The organism is Alteromonas sp. AO-Serp, from assembly GCF_017849675.1.
GTDB classification, from domain to species: Bacteria; Pseudomonadota; Gammaproteobacteria; order Enterobacterales; family Alteromonadaceae; genus Alteromonas; species Alteromonas macleodii.
In genome coordinates this window covers 1-17,620 of record NZ_JAFLMX010000169.1, presented here as the reverse complement: position 1 = coordinate 17,620, position 17,620 = coordinate 1, and the positions used below count along the sequence as shown (strand labels likewise).

The 17,620-nt window shown below is 43.9% G+C and carries 16 protein-coding genes; 2 read left to right on the top strand and 14 right to left on the bottom strand.

The window, feature by feature from the left end:
* Window positions 1–30: 30 nt before the first annotated feature.
* From QVA83_RS11955 to QVA83_RS11910, 10 genes are all read right to left on the bottom strand, one after another.
* Complete coding sequence (locus tag QVA83_RS11955; RefSeq protein ID WP_012518828.1) at window positions 31–897, bottom strand: hypothetical protein; 867 nt, start codon at window positions 895–897, stop codon at window positions 31–33.
* A gap of 375 nt (window positions 898–1,272) precedes the next feature.
* Entirely contained in the window at window positions 1,273–1,533 is a 261-nt protein-coding gene (locus QVA83_RS11950) for a hypothetical protein (RefSeq protein WP_061486063.1), read from the bottom strand.
* Window positions 1,534–1,671: 138 nt separating this feature from the next.
* Complete coding sequence (locus tag QVA83_RS11945) at window positions 1,672–2,568, bottom strand: tyrosine-type recombinase/integrase (protein ID WP_197040344.1); 897 nt, start codon at window positions 2,566–2,568, stop codon at window positions 1,672–1,674.
* A gap of 306 nt (window positions 2,569–2,874) precedes the next feature.
* Entirely contained in the window at window positions 2,875–3,045 is a 171-nt protein-coding gene (locus QVA83_RS11940) for a YrhK family protein (protein ID WP_231506607.1), read from the bottom strand.
* A 28-nt stretch (window positions 3,046–3,073) separates the two neighbouring features.
* On the bottom strand, window positions 3,074–3,523 hold the full coding sequence (locus tag QVA83_RS11935; RefSeq protein WP_049586902.1) for a carboxymuconolactone decarboxylase family protein: 450 nt from the start codon (window positions 3,521–3,523) through the stop codon (window positions 3,074–3,076).
* Window positions 3,524–3,571: 48 nt separating this feature from the next.
* Window positions 3,572–4,384 carry a helix-turn-helix domain-containing protein gene (locus QVA83_RS11930; RefSeq protein ID WP_061486059.1) on the bottom strand — a complete coding sequence of 271 codons (813 nt, stop codon included), beginning with the start codon at window positions 4,382–4,384 and terminating at the stop codon, window positions 3,572–3,574.
* Window positions 4,385–4,468: 84 nt separating this feature from the next.
* Window positions 4,469–5,332: an alpha/beta fold hydrolase gene (locus QVA83_RS11925; protein WP_061486058.1), complete on the bottom strand. Its 864-nt coding sequence runs from the start codon at window positions 5,330–5,332 to the stop codon at window positions 4,469–4,471.
* 144 nt (window positions 5,333–5,476) lie between these two features.
* Entirely contained in the window at window positions 5,477–6,829 is a 1,353-nt protein-coding gene (locus tag QVA83_RS11920) for a sensor histidine kinase (protein WP_014976856.1), read from the bottom strand.
* A complete protein-coding gene (locus QVA83_RS11915) occupies window positions 6,826–8,355 on the bottom strand; it encodes a DUF3369 domain-containing protein (protein ID WP_014949901.1) in 1,530 nt (509 codons plus the stop codon). The genes QVA83_RS11920 and QVA83_RS11915 overlap by 4 nt, the downstream gene beginning before the upstream one ends.
* Window positions 8,356–8,597: 242 nt before the next feature.
* The gene (locus tag QVA83_RS11910; protein ID WP_041693780.1) at window positions 8,598–10,100 is read right to left on the bottom strand and encodes a catalase; all 1,503 of its coding nucleotides are present in this window, start codon (window positions 10,098–10,100) and stop codon (window positions 8,598–8,600) included.
* A 229-nt stretch (window positions 10,101–10,329) separates the two neighbouring features.
* Between QVA83_RS11910 and QVA83_RS11905 the strand changes: the two genes are divergently transcribed.
* On the top strand, window positions 10,330–11,001 hold the full coding sequence (locus tag QVA83_RS11905; protein WP_014949899.1) for a nitroreductase: 672 nt from the start codon (window positions 10,330–10,332) through the stop codon (window positions 10,999–11,001).
* A gap of 146 nt (window positions 11,002–11,147) precedes the next feature.
* On the opposite strand, the gene QVA83_RS11900 is transcribed toward QVA83_RS11905, so the two are convergent.
* From QVA83_RS11900 to QVA83_RS11885, 4 genes are all read right to left on the bottom strand, one after another.
* Entirely contained in the window at window positions 11,148–13,031 is a 1,884-nt protein-coding gene (locus tag QVA83_RS11900) for a putative bifunctional diguanylate cyclase/phosphodiesterase (RefSeq protein WP_156078516.1), read from the bottom strand.
* Window positions 13,032–13,178: 147 nt separating this feature from the next.
* A complete protein-coding gene (locus QVA83_RS11895; protein ID WP_014949897.1) occupies window positions 13,179–14,285 on the bottom strand; it encodes an NADH:flavin oxidoreductase/NADH oxidase in 1,107 nt (368 codons plus the stop codon).
* Between the two features lie 65 nt (window positions 14,286–14,350).
* Window positions 14,351–15,505 carry an iron-containing alcohol dehydrogenase gene (locus QVA83_RS11890; RefSeq protein ID WP_156078515.1) on the bottom strand — a complete coding sequence of 385 codons (1,155 nt, stop codon included), beginning with the start codon at window positions 15,503–15,505 and terminating at the stop codon, window positions 14,351–14,353.
* A gap of 14 nt (window positions 15,506–15,519) precedes the next feature.
* Entirely contained in the window at window positions 15,520–16,386 is an 867-nt protein-coding gene (locus QVA83_RS11885; protein ID WP_061486056.1) for a type 1 glutamine amidotransferase domain-containing protein, read from the bottom strand.
* A gap of 108 nt (window positions 16,387–16,494) precedes the next feature.
* On the opposite strand from QVA83_RS11885, the gene QVA83_RS11880 reads away from it, so the two are divergent.
* Entirely contained in the window at window positions 16,495–17,403 is a 909-nt protein-coding gene (locus tag QVA83_RS11880) for a LysR family transcriptional regulator (protein ID WP_014949894.1), read from the top strand.
* Window positions 17,404–17,620 lie beyond the last annotated feature (217 nt).

Genomic DNA, 17,620 nt, shown 5'->3' with positions numbered 1-17,620 from the left:
TAGGGACTTCGTCACTGACGATTTGTCCTTTCAGAGTTTTGTAGTGAAAACTCTTTGCCGCACCCATTTAAATAACCGATGCAGTCCATTTTCTTTACGGCGAGGCTTGCCGTAGTCTTCAATTTTAAAAGTGCCACCGCCATAACCGATAAATTCGTCATGGGAATACTTGTAAGCATAAGGAGTTTTTATGCCTAGTTTCTTGCTTAATTCCTGTGGTGTGATGGGTTCACAAACCATATCGAATGGCTTCTTCTTTGATTTGGCTTTATTACGAATTGCATTAATAAACTTGAAGTCAATGGTTAGAAAGTAGGGAATATCATTCACTTCAGCTGTCCATAGATGAAAAGCATCTTGCAATTGTTCAGCAGTCAGGGCTTCAGCTATTTTTTTAAAGCGGTCTATATTTTTAATGGAATCTAGAGTCAATTTCGGTAAATAACTTTCAAACTCAGTTGACTGAAAAAGGTCTGGCGTCCACTTTAGGAGGCTTTCGAAAAAATCTACTTTATTTTCAGAACGAATTTGCTCCAGCAAATCTCCTTGGCGAAAGTGGCTTCTTGATATTGCGGGTTCTACAAACGTCACACTACTCTCGCTGAAAACGTTACCAATCTTTGAATCTACAGACCTGAACCAACTCTCAAAATTAAGCTCATCATAAGTAAAAAGCTTTATATGTTCATATTCAGAGAGCTGAGCAATAGTAGGAAACCAATCAATTTCATTTTGACGTCGAGCTTGTTTTTCCGGTAAAGGAGGTTTTCTTATATAACCCACGATAAACGAAGAGACTTCGGTTTGTTCTCTATCCTTATATGTAGTTAGCTTTGCTCCTTGAAGCATGTTCGCATCACTGAAAATACAGTTATCTACAAGTACTCTTGTTGTCATCAGGCTTCCTGTCTAAGTATTCTGTTCAGTTTACAATGCTCAATCTTGAGGGCAAGACATCTTGATAAGGTAGTACTCTTAGGTGGTACAGTTAAGCTTCTCGTTTATTTTGTAAAAGTTATAGTCGCTGTTAAAGTCTCGTAAATAGGGTTTGCAGTAGCTAACGATTCAAAAAGTCCTTAAATTGTTGTAGCGAGCCAAAATGCACCTTACCCATGAACATTGTCGGTAGTTCGTATTTGAGTTGGTTTTTGCTCACCCAACTATTTCCTACAGTTATTTTAAGGTACTCGATTCCGTTGGAGCGCATGAGATACTGCAAAACGTTACTTTTTCTACAAAGCTCATGTTCCTCATACAGAATGATATGAGGCTCTAAATCATCCATGCCAGCTCACTTATAAGGCTTTTAATAACCTTCGCCTTCAGGTGAGATTCGATCTCCAAACTATTAAGGACTGACAACACCACTCTGACGTGTTTACTTACTTCTGCGTCATCGGGTGTGAAGCAGTATTCATCAATTGCTTTTCCGACAATAGAATTAATAGTGTCACCGCTCTTGATTTTTAAGTTGCCGAGTTTATTTAGTTGTCCTTGGGTTAAGGAAACTCTCTTTTCTACTGTTTTACTCATTACACGCTCCAGCTATTCATTTGAATGGTAATTTATTGTAATAAAATCAGCAACTTAATAGTCATTTGTGAGTAATGGTTAGTTGTGGTTATTTCCCAGAATGAGTGACAAAGAATAGAACTTTGCCACTTTCACTACTTAGTCCATCAGAGAAACCACGTCCTTAACCCCAAGGTGTGTGTATCGCTCCAGCATCTCAGTTGAACGGTGCCCTGAAATAACTTTTAATTGGTTAACTGAAAGGCCTCTTTGAGCGTACTTAGTGATAGCTGAATGCCTCATTGAATGAAACGATAGTCCGGTTATTTCTAGGCGTTTACATGCTCGTCTAAAAGCCTTCGAGAGACTTTCTGCTGTAACGTTGTAGAGGGTTTGATGATTATTACATGACACAAGCCTGTCTTTTAAAATCTGAGTTGCTTTTGCGTTTAACGGAACGTAGCGTGAATAGCCATTCTTGGCTTCAGGAACATAAAGTCTGTTTTGGTGAAACTCTATATGTTGCTTTTGTATCTTTACAATTTCTCCTCTACGCATAGCAGTCTCGTAAGAAAGTTCAGCAGCAGATGCAACTAATGGAGGTAAATCTTCAAGCAATAGCTTTAACTCTTTCTGTGTTACTACTCTGTCTCGTGGTTGGCATTCAGGAGGATATTTGAAGTCTTTGAAAGGAAATGGCCAATCTAACTCGAAGTGTTTAATGCCAAACTTAACGATGCGAGACAGCATCTGTAAGTCTAATCTCGCGGTACTGCTCTTTACTTCTTTGAGTCTCTGACGCTTAAATGCTTCGATTTCTGCTAGGGTAGGAGGCGACTTAAAGTTTTTCTTCAAGCATCGCACACGGTAACGCACAGAATCGCCCATGTGCTCAAGGTATTTGTCGCAGACCTCGTGAAAAGACAATTCATTTGAGCCCATTAAGGCGAAACGTTCTGCTTCTTGTTGAGTTGGAAAAGTCTTAGAGATTCGCTTACCTTGCTCACGAATCTGTACGTTCCAGTTGCCTGATTTTAATTGACGGATAGTTGCCACTTCGTTCACTCCAAAATACTTAAAGGTTAATGGAAGTGAAATTCTTGAGGCCTTGCCAGTATTGACTTTCGGAGGTGCGTGTAGAGTTCGCAGCGTTATCGCGCAGGTGGGCATGGGGTGTCAGGGGTCGGAGGTTCAAATCCTCTCACACCGACCAACTTCTCTCTCCCCATTCAATGGCTTATGCCATATATATCAAAGTAAAATCGAAACTCACTTTTCTTGTACCAATATACAGCAGTAAATTTCGCTCAATAAAAGAGTGCATAGTTGTATATACACTCTTAAACACTATTAGCGCAAAGCCTAGTTGGTTTTAATGCTCAAGATGTCTAAAAGCATCAATAGAGAACCCGCCATAAATAACCATACTCCAGCGGTTGCAAATTTGCTGAAGGCTGGCAAGAAAAGGGTACTTCCCCAAAAAAAGCACAAGCAGGCGGCTACACCCAATTTGTTATTTTGTACTTGTTTCATGATAGTCATTTTCACGTCTTCCTTACTACTAAATAGAAGGTTGAAACTGAAGGCTTACTGAAATACGGTTCCAGCTATTAATTTGCAGAATAATAGACGTGAGTTCTATCAGCCCTTCTTTTCCGAAGGTGCTTTCTACACTGTTATACATTTCTTCAGTAATAGTGGAAGAGTGGATAAGCGTTAACGCTTCCGTCCACGCTAATGCTGTTCTCTCTTCAAAACTGAAACAATCTAGCTCTCTCCATGCAGACAATACATCAAGCCTTGACTGATTTTCATCAGACTCTCTCGCTTCTTCGGCGTGCATGTGTTGGCAGAAGCCGCACTGATTAATTTGTGACGCACGAAGCTTAACTAAATGTATGAGTTTATGACTTAAAGTACTTTTGACTGAAGGCTTAACCAAGCCTGTGAGGTGTTCAAGAATATGGGGATATTCAGAATATAGCTCAGATTGTGTAATACGTTTTTTCATAGTGATCTCCTTTAAACTGCGGAGAACTATAAAGTCTAAGCAAAACGCTTAATTGTAAATTTGCGACAACTTTCGCTTTCTATACTGAAGGGGCGTTTCCAGCGCGAAATCACTAAACGAATGTGTAAAGTGCGCTTGGTCGAAGTAACCACATGCCAATGCGACGTGGCTCAGCGCTTCAGAATTTGAGGTTAATAACGATCGAGCATGGCGTATTTGAGCAAATTGATACAGTTTGTTTGGCGAGAAACCAAAGTTAGTGCGAAATTGGCGCTCCAGCGTTCTTCGGCTGACGCCGAACTGATCGGCAAGATGTTGTGGGGGCACCAGTAAATTCATCGACTGATAAAGCATGCGCTCCCATTTCTGAAAGGCTCCATCAGTATTTTCTGCTAGCTCAATCAACCAGTACTGTATTGCTAAGCACTGCTGGCTAATAGTTTTTCCAATAAGATAGGCTTGCAGTCGTTGATAGGAATCACGCTGCTTAACCATAGCCAACGCGATGTCGATTTGTTGGTTTTTACTGTCATCAAAGGTTAAACCGAACAAGTGTTTCAAGGCACCGGGCCTAAATCTTACACTTATTTGTCTGCAAGCCAGTTCCCACGGCATGGCGCAGACCTGAGTATGGTAAAACAATTGCGCTTCACAGTTAGTTTGATCGAGATAGAAAGTCAAACTAGCACCTGCATCGGGATAAAATTTTTCGTTTAGGGTTGTAGCTGAGCCTTCTGGGTTATCAATCACCCATATGCATTGTACAAACCGTTTTATGGAAACAGCAGGGGTCACGAAACCAATATCAATCTGCTTAAAGCTAGCGGCAGGAATAATTTCGTTGTTGGTTGAAGCGTCCATAAACGTTGGTTGCGAGTCTAGAGTTAAATCAGTGAAGCTTTATATTACCCCTGTCGCGTGCCGTATCAAGACAAAGTTTCACGTTTAATTAGCGTAGCGACCTAAAAAGCTGGTTATAGAGTTCACCACGGCTTCAGCACTTTCAATTTGCGGATAGTGCCCAATTTGATCGAGCTCAATTACGTCTGCATTAGGAATGAGTTGTTTGTACCGCGCCACCATATGCGCGCCAGAGATTGGATCAGCCATACCTGCGGTTAGTCGAAGAGGGGCATTGGCATTTTGCAGTGCACTTACCCAGCGCTCTCGGTATTGTTTACGCTGCTTCATATAGTCCAAAAGCAAGTGCATGTGTTGGTGACCATTATTTGTACTGATAAGTATCCAAAAATCATTGATGTCTTGATCTGAAGGAGGTGTGTTTGGGCCAAATATGTTGTGCATGCTTTTTCGAATTGCATTTTTGTTTAAAAAGCGAATGATTAGACCACCAATTGGAGAGAGCAGCAGCTTTTGAATGGGCAGAGCACGATGTGTCTCAGGAAAAAGGCCACCGTTGAGTAAGTGCAGCGATTCGATGCGAAAGGCAAGGTCGTTTTCCAGTTGCTGCGCCATCATTTCTTGCGCAACCGTATCACCGTAATCATGAGATAGAACATGGGCACTTGTGATACCTAAATGTCTTATTACCTCACTTATCGTGTCTGCTTGCTCTTTAATTAAGTATTTTTTTGGTGACTTATCGCTAAAACCAAACCCCGGCATATCGAGCGTCACGCATTTATACTTGTTTGTAAGTGCTGGCCATATTTTAGCCCAATCAAAACTTGCGGTGGGGTATCCGTGAATGAGTAATAGTACTGGTCCCGTGCCTTCTGTTTTATAAAAAACTTGCTGACCGTCGACGTTTAAAAAGTGGCCGGAACTTCGCCAATGTGAAAGTTGCATTTCTACATGCCTTGTTATGTTTTTGTATTTAGCTTGCCCAGCCTTTGATTTCACGTCTGTCGTGAGGGCGACATTTTAATAATGTCGCGCGCTGCACAGGGAATTTATAACGCAGGGTATAGGTAGTGGAAAATGAGAGGTACGCTAGTCTTCAACCGGAATACAGACGGTTACTTTCGTTCCCTCTCCAGGGGTTGATGTTAAGTCAATCTCACCGTTAAATTTTTGTCGTACTAAGTTGTATAAAATATTTAGGCCCAGCCCTGTACCGCCTTTATCACGAGCCGTGGTGTAAAATGGCTCGAATACCTTCTTGTGAAGCGCCTCTGGTATGCCTTTGCCATTGTCTTGTACGCTAATCACAATGCCTTTGGCATTTTTACTGCAGCTCACACTCACTCTATTCACGTCGTTATTTACCGATGGACCAAAAGCGTGACGCTGAGCATTCGATATTAAATTTGTTAGCAATTGGGCAATTATACCTGGGCAGGTGGTTATCACTAAATTGGGCGTAACGTCTATGCTTAGCTCAACTTGTTCTTTGCGAAGCATGGGTTTTAAAGGGTTACAGACTCTAGGGATATATTCGTCTAATGCAATTTCTTCTATTTCTAACGACGTTTGGTCAGCAGAAGTGCGCTTAAAGTCTTGTACTAAATTCGCTGCCCGCATCAGGCTCGTTTCAGCCAAGTTTAGCCCTTCAGAGCAAATAGCTTCGAAGTCTTTAAAACCCTGCTCGGTTAATTCATCGTTTTCGAAGTCTCGATAGATGTCTTTTAGTTCTTCTTTGCAGTTACTGACGGAGGTGAGTGCAATGCCTAACGGCGTATTAACTTCGTGAGCAATGCCTGCGACTAGATTTCCTAACGCCGCCATTTTTTCTGACTCGACGAGCTTTTCTTGTGCGGCCTCAAGTTCAGCCGTGCGGTCTATTACTTTTTGCTCAAGGGTTTGGTTGGCCTCAATTAGCCTCTGCTCGTAATCTGCGCGCTCATTTGCACTCACTGCACGCCCGTAAAGGTCTGCCAGTGATGCCGCAAATACAACTTCATCGGCATGCCATTCACGGGCTTTGCCTTGGTGTTCACAACAAATTATCCCAATCATTTTGCCGCGGTGGCGAATAGGGACATCAAGCATAGAGCTAATTCCAAGCGGCGTTAAATACACTTCTGCAAATTCAAATGTTGCAACATCTGTTAATGCGTCGTGGGCCGCAATGGTTCTCTCTGAATCTAGCGCCTCGAAATAGTGAGGAAAGTCTTTTCGGGTAAGTACTAAGCTTTCGTGGTCCAGGTCATTACCCTTATCAATGAGCAATGTGCACTGGACCAGTGTTTGCATTTCATCATACAACCAAATGCCAGCTCGAGTAATTTGCAAACCCTCACACACCGAGTTGATAATAAGTCTAGAAGCAACGTCTAATTCACCTTTATCAATATCTGCACTTTGGCTAACGCGTAATAAGATTAATTCTAGCGTTTCTTTCATTCATCTTCGTCCGGTTCTGTGGCTCTGATTTCAAGGATCCTGTCGAAGTGCTCTATCATAATGTGGGTGATTAGCGGGTCGAATTGTTTCCCGGAATTCTCATGAAGATAGGCTTTTACTTCCTGAGGACTCCATGCCGGTTTATAGCAGCGCTTAGATAGCAATGCGTCGACAACGTCGACAATTGCCATAATACGACCCTCCACGGGAATGTCGTCTCCAGCTAAACCTTCAGGGTAACCTTGACCATCCCACCGCTCATGATGCGTTTTCGCAATGATGGCACCCATTTTAGCAACGATGCGATCAGATCCCGCAAGTAGCTCGTAGCCTTTTTGTGCATGGGTCTTCATGATCTCCCATTCTTCTGGGTCGAGTTTGCCCGGCTTATGTAAAATAGTTTCAGGAATGCTAATTTTACCCACGTCATGAAGTGCGGCTGAATACCGTATGGTCTCAATAAACTCTCGGCTCATGTGAAGCTTTTCAGAGAGAAATTCGGTCATAAGAATGACCCTTCTCACATGGCCACCGGTCTCTTTACTCCGCATTTCGATTGCGTCGCTAAGCACCATAATGAGTTCTTTTTGGGTTTTTTGTATGTCTTCTTTTTGCGTGAGATTTTGGAATATTACCGCCACATTAGAGGCAAACATCTCTAAGGTCTTGCGCTGCAGAGCATCCAGTGGATGATCTAATTTAACATACAAGATGTTGTGGCTATCTTCTCCAGTAGGGTAGTAGCCGATGAATAAATCTTTAGACTGATAGTGACTTTTGCTTTCTAAGACTTGTTTGATTTCTTCTTCGATGGTTTCAGGAATTCGGCTAGAAATTCCAGGTTCGCATAATCCAACTAGGTCGCCGCTGGCACCTAGCACCGTCATGGTCGTATCGCCATATAAGTCGGTGTGCTGAGTAGACAAGTAGAGTACAGAGTTGTTTAGGTTAAGCAGTGTAAGTGTCTGTTTCAACACTGCGGTGCCAAATTGGGCTAAAGACTGGCTTGCTAAAACGGAAGACGAGGATTTTAAAACGTCTTCCATACCGCGCTTACCTTGCTCAATAGTCTGAATATCCCGATACGACCTTATTGCTGTGTACACACAAGACTTAAGTTTAAGCGATGATAATTCAGTTTTGGCTTTGTAGTCGTTTATGTCGTAACGCCTGATTACCTCTTCTTCCGGCGCCTGACCAGGTTGACCTGTTCGCAGAATAAGGCGGGCGGTATGGTTATTGAGCTCGTTGCGAATGGCATCAACCAAATTCAAACCCGCATCGTCAGTTTCCATCACCACATCAACGAAAGCGAGAGCGATGTCTGGATTTGCTTTGAAAAGTGCTAGGCCTTCAGCGCCACTGTGAGCTGATAGAAATTCAACCCCGCGTTTTTCGAAATTAAATTTCCGCAGAGTGAGTTTAGTGACCTCATGTACGCCTTCTTCATCATCGATTATGGCTATTTTCCATGGAGCTTGGCGAGAGGTGGATTGTTCTGTTTTTGACTTCTTAAATAACGACATACATAGCGCTATAAACGTTTAGATACATTAAACGTAAGCCACAATTTTCAATCTCGCAAACTTACTCGACAAGTTTTGTTCTAAAGTTCAATGAGCATATTTTGATGACAGAAGTCTCTTTATCATCAGTTAGATGTGTTTTAGGCAAGTATTAAAAATATGCCATGTTTGTTAAATTGTGGAGCCCAGCAGATTCCAGTAAGAGAAAACTGCTGGGCCGCGATACCTTACAACAATAGCGTTTAGCTATCTTCGATAGGGGTATTTTCAGTAATCGGTACCGTATTTACGTCGGTATCTAAGCTTTCTACCGCATTTCGTACGCCTGCGGCGTAGTCTGGATGTACCTTTTCTAGCACGGCGTACCAACGCTCTTTTACGCTATCTGAGCACGGGCCCATTGCAGCAGCGTAGTTTTTATACAGCCGTTCTTTTTGATCATCAGAAAACATCTCATACAGTTTTCGCGGCTGCACGTAATCCACATCTGTTTCATCTTGATGATATCTATCAGCGTCTCCATCAATGCGAAGCGGGGGCTCTTTCACTGAAAAGTCAGCCACCGGACCTTCGTATTGATTGGGCTCATAGTAGGCGTCAGGGTTACCAAAATCATTGGTAAAGAAGCGCATCGCGCCGTCTTTGTGATAGTGGTTTACCTTGCTATTTTTCGGCGCGTTAGCGGGGAGTGCTTCATAGTGTGTGCCCAAACGATAGCGATGGGCATCAGCATAAGAAAATATGCGAGCCTGAAGCATTTTGTCAGGGCTAAAGCCAATACCAGGGACAACATTTGACGGACTGAATGCTGCGTTTTCTATCATTTGAAAGTAGTTTTCTGGATTTCTGTTCATTTCCAGTTCGCCAACTTCAATAAGCGGATAGTCATCGTGCGGCCACACCTTGGTTAGGTCGAACGGGTTATAGCTTTGTTGTCCTGCTTCCTCTTCTGGCATGGCCTGAATGTACATTGTCCACTTTGGGAAATTGCCTTCTTCAATGGCGTTATATAGCTCTTCCTGATACTTTTCCCGAGTGCTTCCAATGATTTTTTCAGACGTTTCATTGGTGTAGTTTTTAATGCCTTGTTGAGTTTTGAAATGGAACTTCACCCAATGACGCTTGCCTTCTTTATTCCACATGCTGAAAGTGTGGCTGCCATAGCCGTTCATGTGCATAGGTGACACCGGAATACCACGGTCCGACATTAAAATGGTAACTTGATGCACGCTTTCTGGCTGTGCAGCCCAAAAGTCGAACATGGCTTCTGGTGAGCGCAGGTTAGTTTTCGGATGACGTTTTTGCGTACGAATGAAGTCAGGGAACTTGTATCCATCGCGAATGAAGAAGATAGGAGTATTATTACCTACCATATCCCAGTTGCCTTGTTGTGTGTAAAACTTCAAGCTAAAGCCTCGCACGTCACGCTCGGTATCAGCTGCGCCTGATTCTCCTGCTACCGTAGACCACCGGCTTAATACTTCAGTTTGTTTGCCCACTTCTGAGAATAAGTCAGCGCATGTGTAATCGGTAATGTCGTGCGTGACCGTAAATGTGCCCTGTGCACCCCAGCCTTTCGCGTGAACGACACGTTCTGGAATTCGTTCGCGGTTTTGATGCGCTAACTTTTCGATTAGTTGATAATCTTGTAAGAGGGCGGGGCCGCGCTCTCCTGCTGTTTTAGTGGTTTCGTTACTTACTACGGGGGCGCCTGCCGACGTGGTTAATTGCGGTTTCTTAGCCATTATAAAACTCCTTTCGTATGCTTCTTTTGAAAGCCAAACTTCCATAAACATCATGTGTGCCTGACTCATGACATGCTTTTGCTACGCACTGCTAAATGAAAGGGTTTACAAACTTCTATATATATCTATAAAAACAAACAATCTGAATTAGGTTTGCCACCTATTGAAGAGCAAACTCGTCGTGTTTACTCTAACTTAACAAGTTCAATTACCGCGTTTAAGGAAGTGTATGAATTTTGCCGAGTTTGCAGCATCAAGAAAGAGTGTTAGAGGGTTCACTAAACAGCCTGTTACTAAGGAAACAGTAGACGCGATTATCAACACAGCGAAGTGGGCGCCATCGTCCTATAACACGCAAACCTGGAAAATTCATGCAGTAACAGGCGACGTGCTTGATAAAATTCGTGAAGGCAACACCAAAAATACACTTGAAGGTAAACCGCACGTTCGAGACTTTCCATACAAAGAGGATTACGAGGGGATTCACCGTCAGCGTCAAATTGATGTAGCCATACAGCTGTTTGACGTAATGGGAATAACCCGAGAAGACAAGGAAAAGCGTATGGATTGGATGATGCGCGGCTTTAGGCAGTTTGATGCGCCCGTTTCTTTGGTGCTTACCTATGACAAGGCTTTAGAGCCAGCAGGGATCACGCAGTTTGGTTTAGGGTCGCTGGCGTATGGCATTGTGCTAGCTGCATGGGACTTAGGGCTTGGTTGTGTTATCAATGGTCAGGGCATTATGCAGTCCGATGTAGTACACAAGCACGCTAACATCCCTGATGATGAGGCCATTATGATTTGCATAGCCTTGGGCTATCCAGACCCAGAGTTCGCTGCAAACGAGGTTCGCTCAACTCGCGCCGACAACGAAGAGTTTGTGACGTATCACGGGTTTTAGCGTTTTTCGATTTAGGCAGATTGTTATTTTTTCAGCAAGCCAATGCTGCGTTAAGCCATCGGCATGAAAATGTCCGTTTGAAATATCATGAGCCTCTAAAACGGTGCCTTCACAGCGAAACATTTCCGAATTTTTAGTGTAAGTGGTTACTTTGTTGGATGATTACTTAAAAATCGTTCTATCTCGGGCGCGGGGAGTGGCTTGCTCCAATAATAGCCTTGCCCCAAGTCACATCCCATTTTTATTAGCTTTTCTAAAGCGGGTTTACTTTCAATACCTTCAGCTACCGCTTTCATGCCAAGGCTGTCGGCAATGCTGATAATTGCTGCAACTAAAGGTGCGTCGTTTTCCCCAATGCCCAAGGTGTTGATAAAAATGCGGTCTATTTTGAGTTTGCGAGCGCTAAATGTCTGTAGATAATTTAAATTAGAGTAACCGGTACCAAAATCATCAATAGCAAAGTGCACGCCTAACGATTTAATGGCTTCAAGTTGTTCGCCAGTGGTGCCATTTTCATCCGCGAGTATGGTTTCAGTTAGCTCCAGCTCTAAAAATTGCGGTGCTAATTGTGAATTTTGCAAGGCCTGCTCAACGACCGTAGGGAGCGTACCATCTTTGAATTGTGCGAAGGATAAGTTTACGGCAACCGTAAGATTAGTATGACCGTTTTCATGCTGTTTAGCGCAAAATTCACAAGCCTGGTTTAACACCCACGCACCAAGAGGGATGATCAGGCCACTGCTTTCCGCTAAAGGTATGAACTTGTCGGGGAATATCATTGATCCGTCTTTCTGAGGCCATCTCAAAAGCGCCTCTACTGCTTGAACCTCGTTAGAGGCAAGGTCTATCAACGGTTGGTAGTACACCTCGAATTCATTGGCATGTACGGCCGGGCGCAAACGCTGAATAAGTGTGAATTTTTCATCGTTTTCTTCGTCAAAGCGCACGTCATAGTATTCGTATCTATTTCTACCGTTGCGTTTCGCTTCGTACATGGCAATATCAGCTTTTCGGCACAGCTGTTTAAATTTAATTCCGTCGTAAGGCGCTTGTGCTACACCAATTGAACCCGATACTACCACTTTGGTTTGCAGCACTTCGAATTCGTTCGAACACCACGTAATTAAGTTCTTACATAAGTCATCGATTTCAGATTTGTCTGATATTTCTGGCGCCAACACAATAAACTCATCGCCACCGAAGCGTATTAAACTTTGCTTTGTGGATAGGTGGTCGGTGATGGTTTGAGATATTTTTTGAAGAAACCGATCGCCCGCAGCATGGCCAAGAGCGTCATTCACGGGTTTAAAGTTGTCTAAGTCTATGAACAGCAGCGCGAGCTGAAGCCCTTTTTCTTCACTCTCGCGTAGCTTTTCGTTGAAAAGTCGCTCGCCCAAAATCCTATTTGGCAAGTTTGTGAGCGGATCGTGATGTGCTAAGTGCTGGATATGTGCTCTATTTTGCTCAACTTTAGACACCTCTTGCTGCAGTGACTGCATAAGCCGACGAATATCCTGTATCAAAATAAAAACGCTGAAGCCCGTAATAACGTAAATAACCATGATGAAGAGCACGTGAGACCAGCTCAAAATAGGCGGGTTTGGTGTTACCACATCGTGCATTATCAACCACGTAAGCGTAATGCACTGTAGAAGCACTAAAGATAAAACGGTGCTAAATAGGGCAATTCCACCTAATAAAGCCGCAAATATGATGACGCCAGGGTAGCCAATCATGGCGATATCAAATACGCCTGCACCTGTTGCGGATAGGGCAAACAGCATTGACGACATAGCGCCTAAAAGTAGGTAACTGCTGGTGGTAACGTAATACTTGTATGCGAGCGAGCCAGTGACGATTAATGAGAACAAGCCCAGTAAAAAGATATCAAAAGTTATGCCTCTCGCGACCAGAGACGAAGCGAAAAGCCCGAAGCCTGTTACCGCGCTTATTTGAATGACACGGCGCCTTCGGAGTGACGTTAGATCAGCAAGCTTTGCTGATGAGGAAAAAAAATCTTTAACCTGCATTCTTCCAAATCTTGAAGGAGGTTTATAGCAACCTTAAACCTAACTTGGAAAAAAGCAAGTGCAGAGACGCAACGTTATACGTTATTGGCAAAAGACGAGGAAAAACACAGCAGTGCTCGAAAGCACTGCTGCCTGTAAAGTCAATAACTACCTTTCGTCTGATGGTGCGTAACGCTCCAACCAGTGTGCATATGGTGCAGGCATTACCCAAGATGGTTTTTCAACGCCTAGCTTTTTCGCTGCAAAATAAGACCAGTGTGGGTTAGTAAGATGCATTCTACCTACCATAACAACGTCAAGTTGTTGGTTTTCAATGGTATCATTGGCGAGCTCTGGTGTGTCTACTCCCCACGCTGTAGCAACCGGGATTCCGGCTTCATCACGTACCTTTTTAGCAATTGGAGCAAGGAAAGCCGGGCCCCAAGGAATATTCGCATCAGGTGTGTTAAAGCCAACGCTAACGCTAACGAAATCAGTACCAATTTCTTTGAACTGTTTTACAAGTTCGATAGACTCGCTCAACGTCTGTTCGTCATCACCATCGTATTCGATAACGCCAAAGCGTACGGTAAGCGGTAGGTTTTCAGGCCAAACCGCACGCACTGCGCTCAGTGTTTCAAGTAAGAATCGGCCACGGCCTTGCGCATCACCGCCGTATTCGTCGGTACGCTTATTGGCGTGCTTCGAGAAAAAGCTTTGAGCCAAATAACCGTGGGCAAAATGCAGTTCAAGCCACTCGAATCCAGCTTCAAGCGCGCGCTGGGCACCTTTCACAAAGTCACTCTTAACGCGCTCAATATCGGCTTTGGTCATTTCTGTAGGCGTAACAGGTAAGTGTGCACCAAAGGCTTCTGCCGAGGGTCCAATAGGCTGCCACCCTTTTTCTTCACTTGGCTGAATGTGGTCATCGCCTTCCCAAGGGCGGTTAGCACTCGCTTTGCGCCCGGCATGTGCAATTTGAATTCCAGCAACAGCGCCTTGGCTTTTTATCCGATCAGCAACATTTTTTAAGCCACTAACGTGTTCATCTTTCCAAATACCTAAGCAATTTGGCGTGATGCGTCCTTCTGGCGAGACGGCGGTTGCCTCAACGATAACCAATCCAGCACCGCCTCGGGCAAATGACTGGTAGTTTGCTTCATGCCACTGGTTTGTAAACCCATCTTCTGCAGAGTATTGGCACATAGGAGGCACAGCAATACGATTGCGAAGCGTCACGTCTTTTAACGAAAATTGTTCAAATAATGCAGTCATATTTCTCTCTTTTTAAATAAACACAAAAGCACTCAGCGAAGGCTGAGTGCTTTAGAATCTAGGGGTTATGCCGCGAGAGTTAGAATTTCACGGGCTTTAGCAAGATCGATGTCACCATGCTCGCCAAGCGCTGTTAAGCCGTTGCGTTCAAGGTTCTCGATTAGCCCATCAATGGCAGACTTTTCAATGTTGTGGTCTGACAGGCGGGTTTTAACCTGCATAGTTTCAAAAAAGTCCTGAACCGCTTTTATGGTTAAGTCGATGGCCTTTTCTTTGTCATTTTCCTGAATGCCAAACACGCGCTCACCTAGCTGCAGAATTTTTTCCTGCTTTTTGTCACGCTGCACGAACATTAACGACGGTAGAACAATTGCTAAGGTCACGGCGTGATCTAAACCGTGTAACGCAGTAAGTTCGTGACCTATCATATGTGTGCCCCAGTCTTGCGGTACACCTTTACCGATTAATCCGTTAAGCGCCATTGTTGCTGACCACATTACGTTTGCACGCACATCGTAATCTTCAGGCGTCGCTAACGCTTTAGGACCTTCTTGAACTAAGGTTTGTAAGATTCCTTCTGCAAAGCGGTCTTGAAGCGGTGCGTTTACAGGGTAGGTAAGGTATTGCTCAATCACGTGAACAAAAGCATCAACCACGCCGTTTGATACTTGACGTGGTGGAAGTGAATAGGTGAACTCAGGATCGAGTACGGCAAAAACAGGCTGAACTGTTTCAGAAGAAAACGCGCGTTTTTGCGACGTTTCTTTTCTGTTTACTACCGAGTTACCGTTACTCTCAGACCCTGTCGCAGGTAAAGTAAGTACTGCGCCAATAGGTAATGGATTTTCAAATACTGCACCTTTAACAAGTATGTCCCACGGATCGCCTGCAAAGTTAACGGCAGCAGCTACAAATTTCGCGCCATCAATAACACTTCCACCGCCAACCGCAAGAATGAAGTTCACGTCATTTTCACGGGCGACATTCACAGCTTTCATCAGTGTTTCAAATTCTGGGTTTGGTTCAACACCCTGAAATTCAATAACTTCAGCACCTGCTAGTGCAGTCGTTACTTTATCGTAAATACCATTTTTCTTAATTGAGCCGCCACCGTAGAGGAAGAGGACTTTTGCTTGTTTCGGCAAACGTGAAGACACTTCACTTAGTTGCCCTTTGCCGAACAGAATTTCGGTTTGATTCTTAAACGTAAAATTAAGCATAGTGTTGCCTGTCCTTAATTAGATTGTGAATTTAACTGTTGTAAAAGCTTTTCAGCTAACAGTTCATCAGAAAACGGGTTTTGGCCTGTAATAAGCTCACGGTCTACTACTACATTGGGCGCCCACATTTCTTTGAATTCCATCTTGCCACCCGCTTGCGCCATGGCGTCTGCTGGGTAGTACAATAACGTTGCGTCGTTTAACGTGCTTTCAAAATAGGCCTCTTCCGGTGTGGAGAAGATTGTCATTTTGTAGCCATCATAAATCCAACTCTCAGATGAGGCTTGCTCACCGGATTTCAATGCCAGTTCAAATGCCTGCGGGTTAGATTGCCCAGAAAGTAAGGCGATTGGGCCATGGCAGATAGCGGCAGTAGGTTTTCCTTCATTGTGAAAGTGAGACAAAATTTCACCCACTTGAGGATTGTTTGCCAGGTCGATAAGCGGTGCATGACCGCCTGGAATGAATACGCCTTCAAACTCTTCCAGCCCTTGTCCAATCACTTCGCTCAATGACAGCGTGTCATCAATGCCTTCTATTGACTCTACAAACGTTTGAATGTCTCGCATTTGCGATTCGCCGCCATCAAAGTATTGCGGTATTACTGACTTTTTATCTACAGATGGCGCATTGCCTTTTGGCGTGGCCAATACCAGTTTGTAGCCTGCGTCTACCAATGCTTTTGCCGGCACACCAAACTCGTTAAGGTAATAGCCTGTAGGCTCTGTTTTTCCATCTGCAAGTTGCATTACATTTTCACTTGAAAGTAGTACAAGTATTTCGCCTTTACTGGCATTCGCAGCTTTAACGTCTGCCGCATAGGTCGACTGTGATAAACCCGCAATAATGGCGAGCGATAAAATTGATGATGCTGATTTCATTTGCAGCTCCTGTCGCATTAGAAAGTGCGTGTATCTTAGAGAGGTTGGCTTACATCGAGAAGTCAGATAAATTGTGACGAGTCATCAAAAATCTGATGGGTAGGGATTATGTCTTACTTAACACAGTTAAAAACCTTTGTAGAAGTTTATCGAAGCGGCAACATTACACGTGCTGCAGCTCGCCTTCATATGTCTCAGCCAGCGGTCACTTCTCACATACAAGCCATGGAGAATATTGTCGGTAAAGAGTTGTTCATAAGAAAAGCGAGAGGCGTTGAGCCAACGGCTATCGCTGATGACTTGGCGCTGCAGGTCGCCAGTCACATTGATACGTTAGAGCAGAAAGTGGCTTCTATTCGCAGTCGTGCTTCCACCGATCACGGCACGTTACACCTAGCAGGCCCTGCGGAGTATCTCAGTCTGGTGGCAGGTCCGGCACTCGCTAACTTGCTTCAGGCCGATAAAGTGAATTTAGTGATCCATACCGGCAACAAAAGTAATATTTATCATTTGTTGGAGAACGATGTAGCGGAACTTGCCATTACGGCCTCTGAGCCCACTGATGCGATGTATGAATATCAGAAGTTAGATAAAGAGCGCTTAATCTTAGTGATGAACCGTGTGCAGGGAAAGTTGCTGGGAGAAAGAGAAATATCGGCAGCGCTACTAAACCAACATAAAGTAGTGACGTATGATGAACAGTTACCGCTTGTTCGGCGATACTTTTCGGAGGTATTTAATGCCGCGTGTGAGTCGCCTGTCGCGGCTGTTTGCCCCGATATAAGAGCAATAAGTAGTATTATCAAAGCGGGAATTGGTTATTCCGTTTTGCCTGACTACTTATGTAAAGAAGGTATTGCAAAAGGCGAATTGGTCGCGCTGGGCAAGCCAGGCCCAGAAAACGATGTTTATTTAGTGTGGAAAAAGGGAGCGCTTCGTCATCCTAGGGTCGACTTCGCCAAAGATGTCATAATGGCTTTTGCAAACATTAACTATCTTTCGACACTTCCTGATTGAAGCTAGACGCCTAAAAAGGGCGACGCATTTGGACAAGGCGTCGCCATTTGTTCCTAGTTTAAATAAACAGGGCTTGTTGGTCTTTGCTGAATATAAAACAACAGCAGGCCCTAAAATGTACCGACAACTATAACCCTCCCATCAACTTTACCTACATCCACAAAAACTATGGTATTGGGGTTCGTCGCCACAAGATTTAACATCTCATCCTCAGTTG

Bases quoted from the DNA above. Each gene is read 5' to 3' on its own strand.
- QVA83_RS11955 (WP_012518828.1), bottom strand. From the start codon at position 897: ATGACAACAAGAGTACTTGTAGATAACTGTATTTTCAGTGATGCGAAC.
- QVA83_RS11950 (WP_061486063.1), bottom strand. From the start codon at position 1,533: ATGAGTAAAACAGTAGAAAAGAGAGTTTCCTTAACCCAAGGACAACTA.
- QVA83_RS11940 (WP_231506607.1), bottom strand. From the start codon at position 3,045: ATGAAACAAGTACAAAATAACAAATTGGGTGTAGCCGCCTGCTTGTGC.
- QVA83_RS11935 (WP_049586902.1), bottom strand. From the start codon at position 3,523: ATGAAAAAACGTATTACACAATCTGAGCTATATTCTGAATATCCCCAT.
- QVA83_RS11930 (WP_061486059.1), bottom strand. From the start codon at position 4,384: ATGGACGCTTCAACCAACAACGAAATTATTCCTGCCGCTAGCTTTAAG.
- QVA83_RS11925 (WP_061486058.1), bottom strand. From the start codon at position 5,332: ATGCAACTTTCACATTGGCGAAGTTCCGGCCACTTTTTAAACGTCGAC.
- QVA83_RS11920 (WP_014976856.1), bottom strand. From the start codon at position 6,829: ATGAAAGAAACGCTAGAATTAATCTTATTACGCGTTAGCCAAAGTGCA.
- QVA83_RS11915 (WP_014949901.1), bottom strand. From the start codon at position 8,355: ATGTCGTTATTTAAGAAGTCAAAAACAGAACAATCCACCTCTCGCCAA.
- QVA83_RS11910 (WP_041693780.1), bottom strand. From the start codon at position 10,100: ATGGCTAAGAAACCGCAATTAACCACGTCGGCAGGCGCCCCCGTAGTA.
- QVA83_RS11905 (WP_014949899.1), top strand. From the start codon at position 10,330: ATGAATTTTGCCGAGTTTGCAGCATCAAGAAAGAGTGTTAGAGGGTTC.
- QVA83_RS11900 (WP_156078516.1), bottom strand. From the start codon at position 13,031: ATGCAGGTTAAAGATTTTTTTTCCTCATCAGCAAAGCTTGCTGATCTA.
- QVA83_RS11895 (WP_014949897.1), bottom strand. From the start codon at position 14,285: ATGACTGCATTATTTGAACAATTTTCGTTAAAAGACGTGACGCTTCGC.
- QVA83_RS11890 (WP_156078515.1), bottom strand. From the start codon at position 15,505: ATGCTTAATTTTACGTTTAAGAATCAAACCGAAATTCTGTTCGGCAAA.
- QVA83_RS11885 (WP_061486056.1), bottom strand. From the start codon at position 16,386: ATGAAATCAGCATCATCAATTTTATCGCTCGCCATTATTGCGGGTTTA.
- QVA83_RS11880 (WP_014949894.1), top strand. From the start codon at position 16,495: ATGTCTTACTTAACACAGTTAAAAACCTTTGTAGAAGTTTATCGAAGC.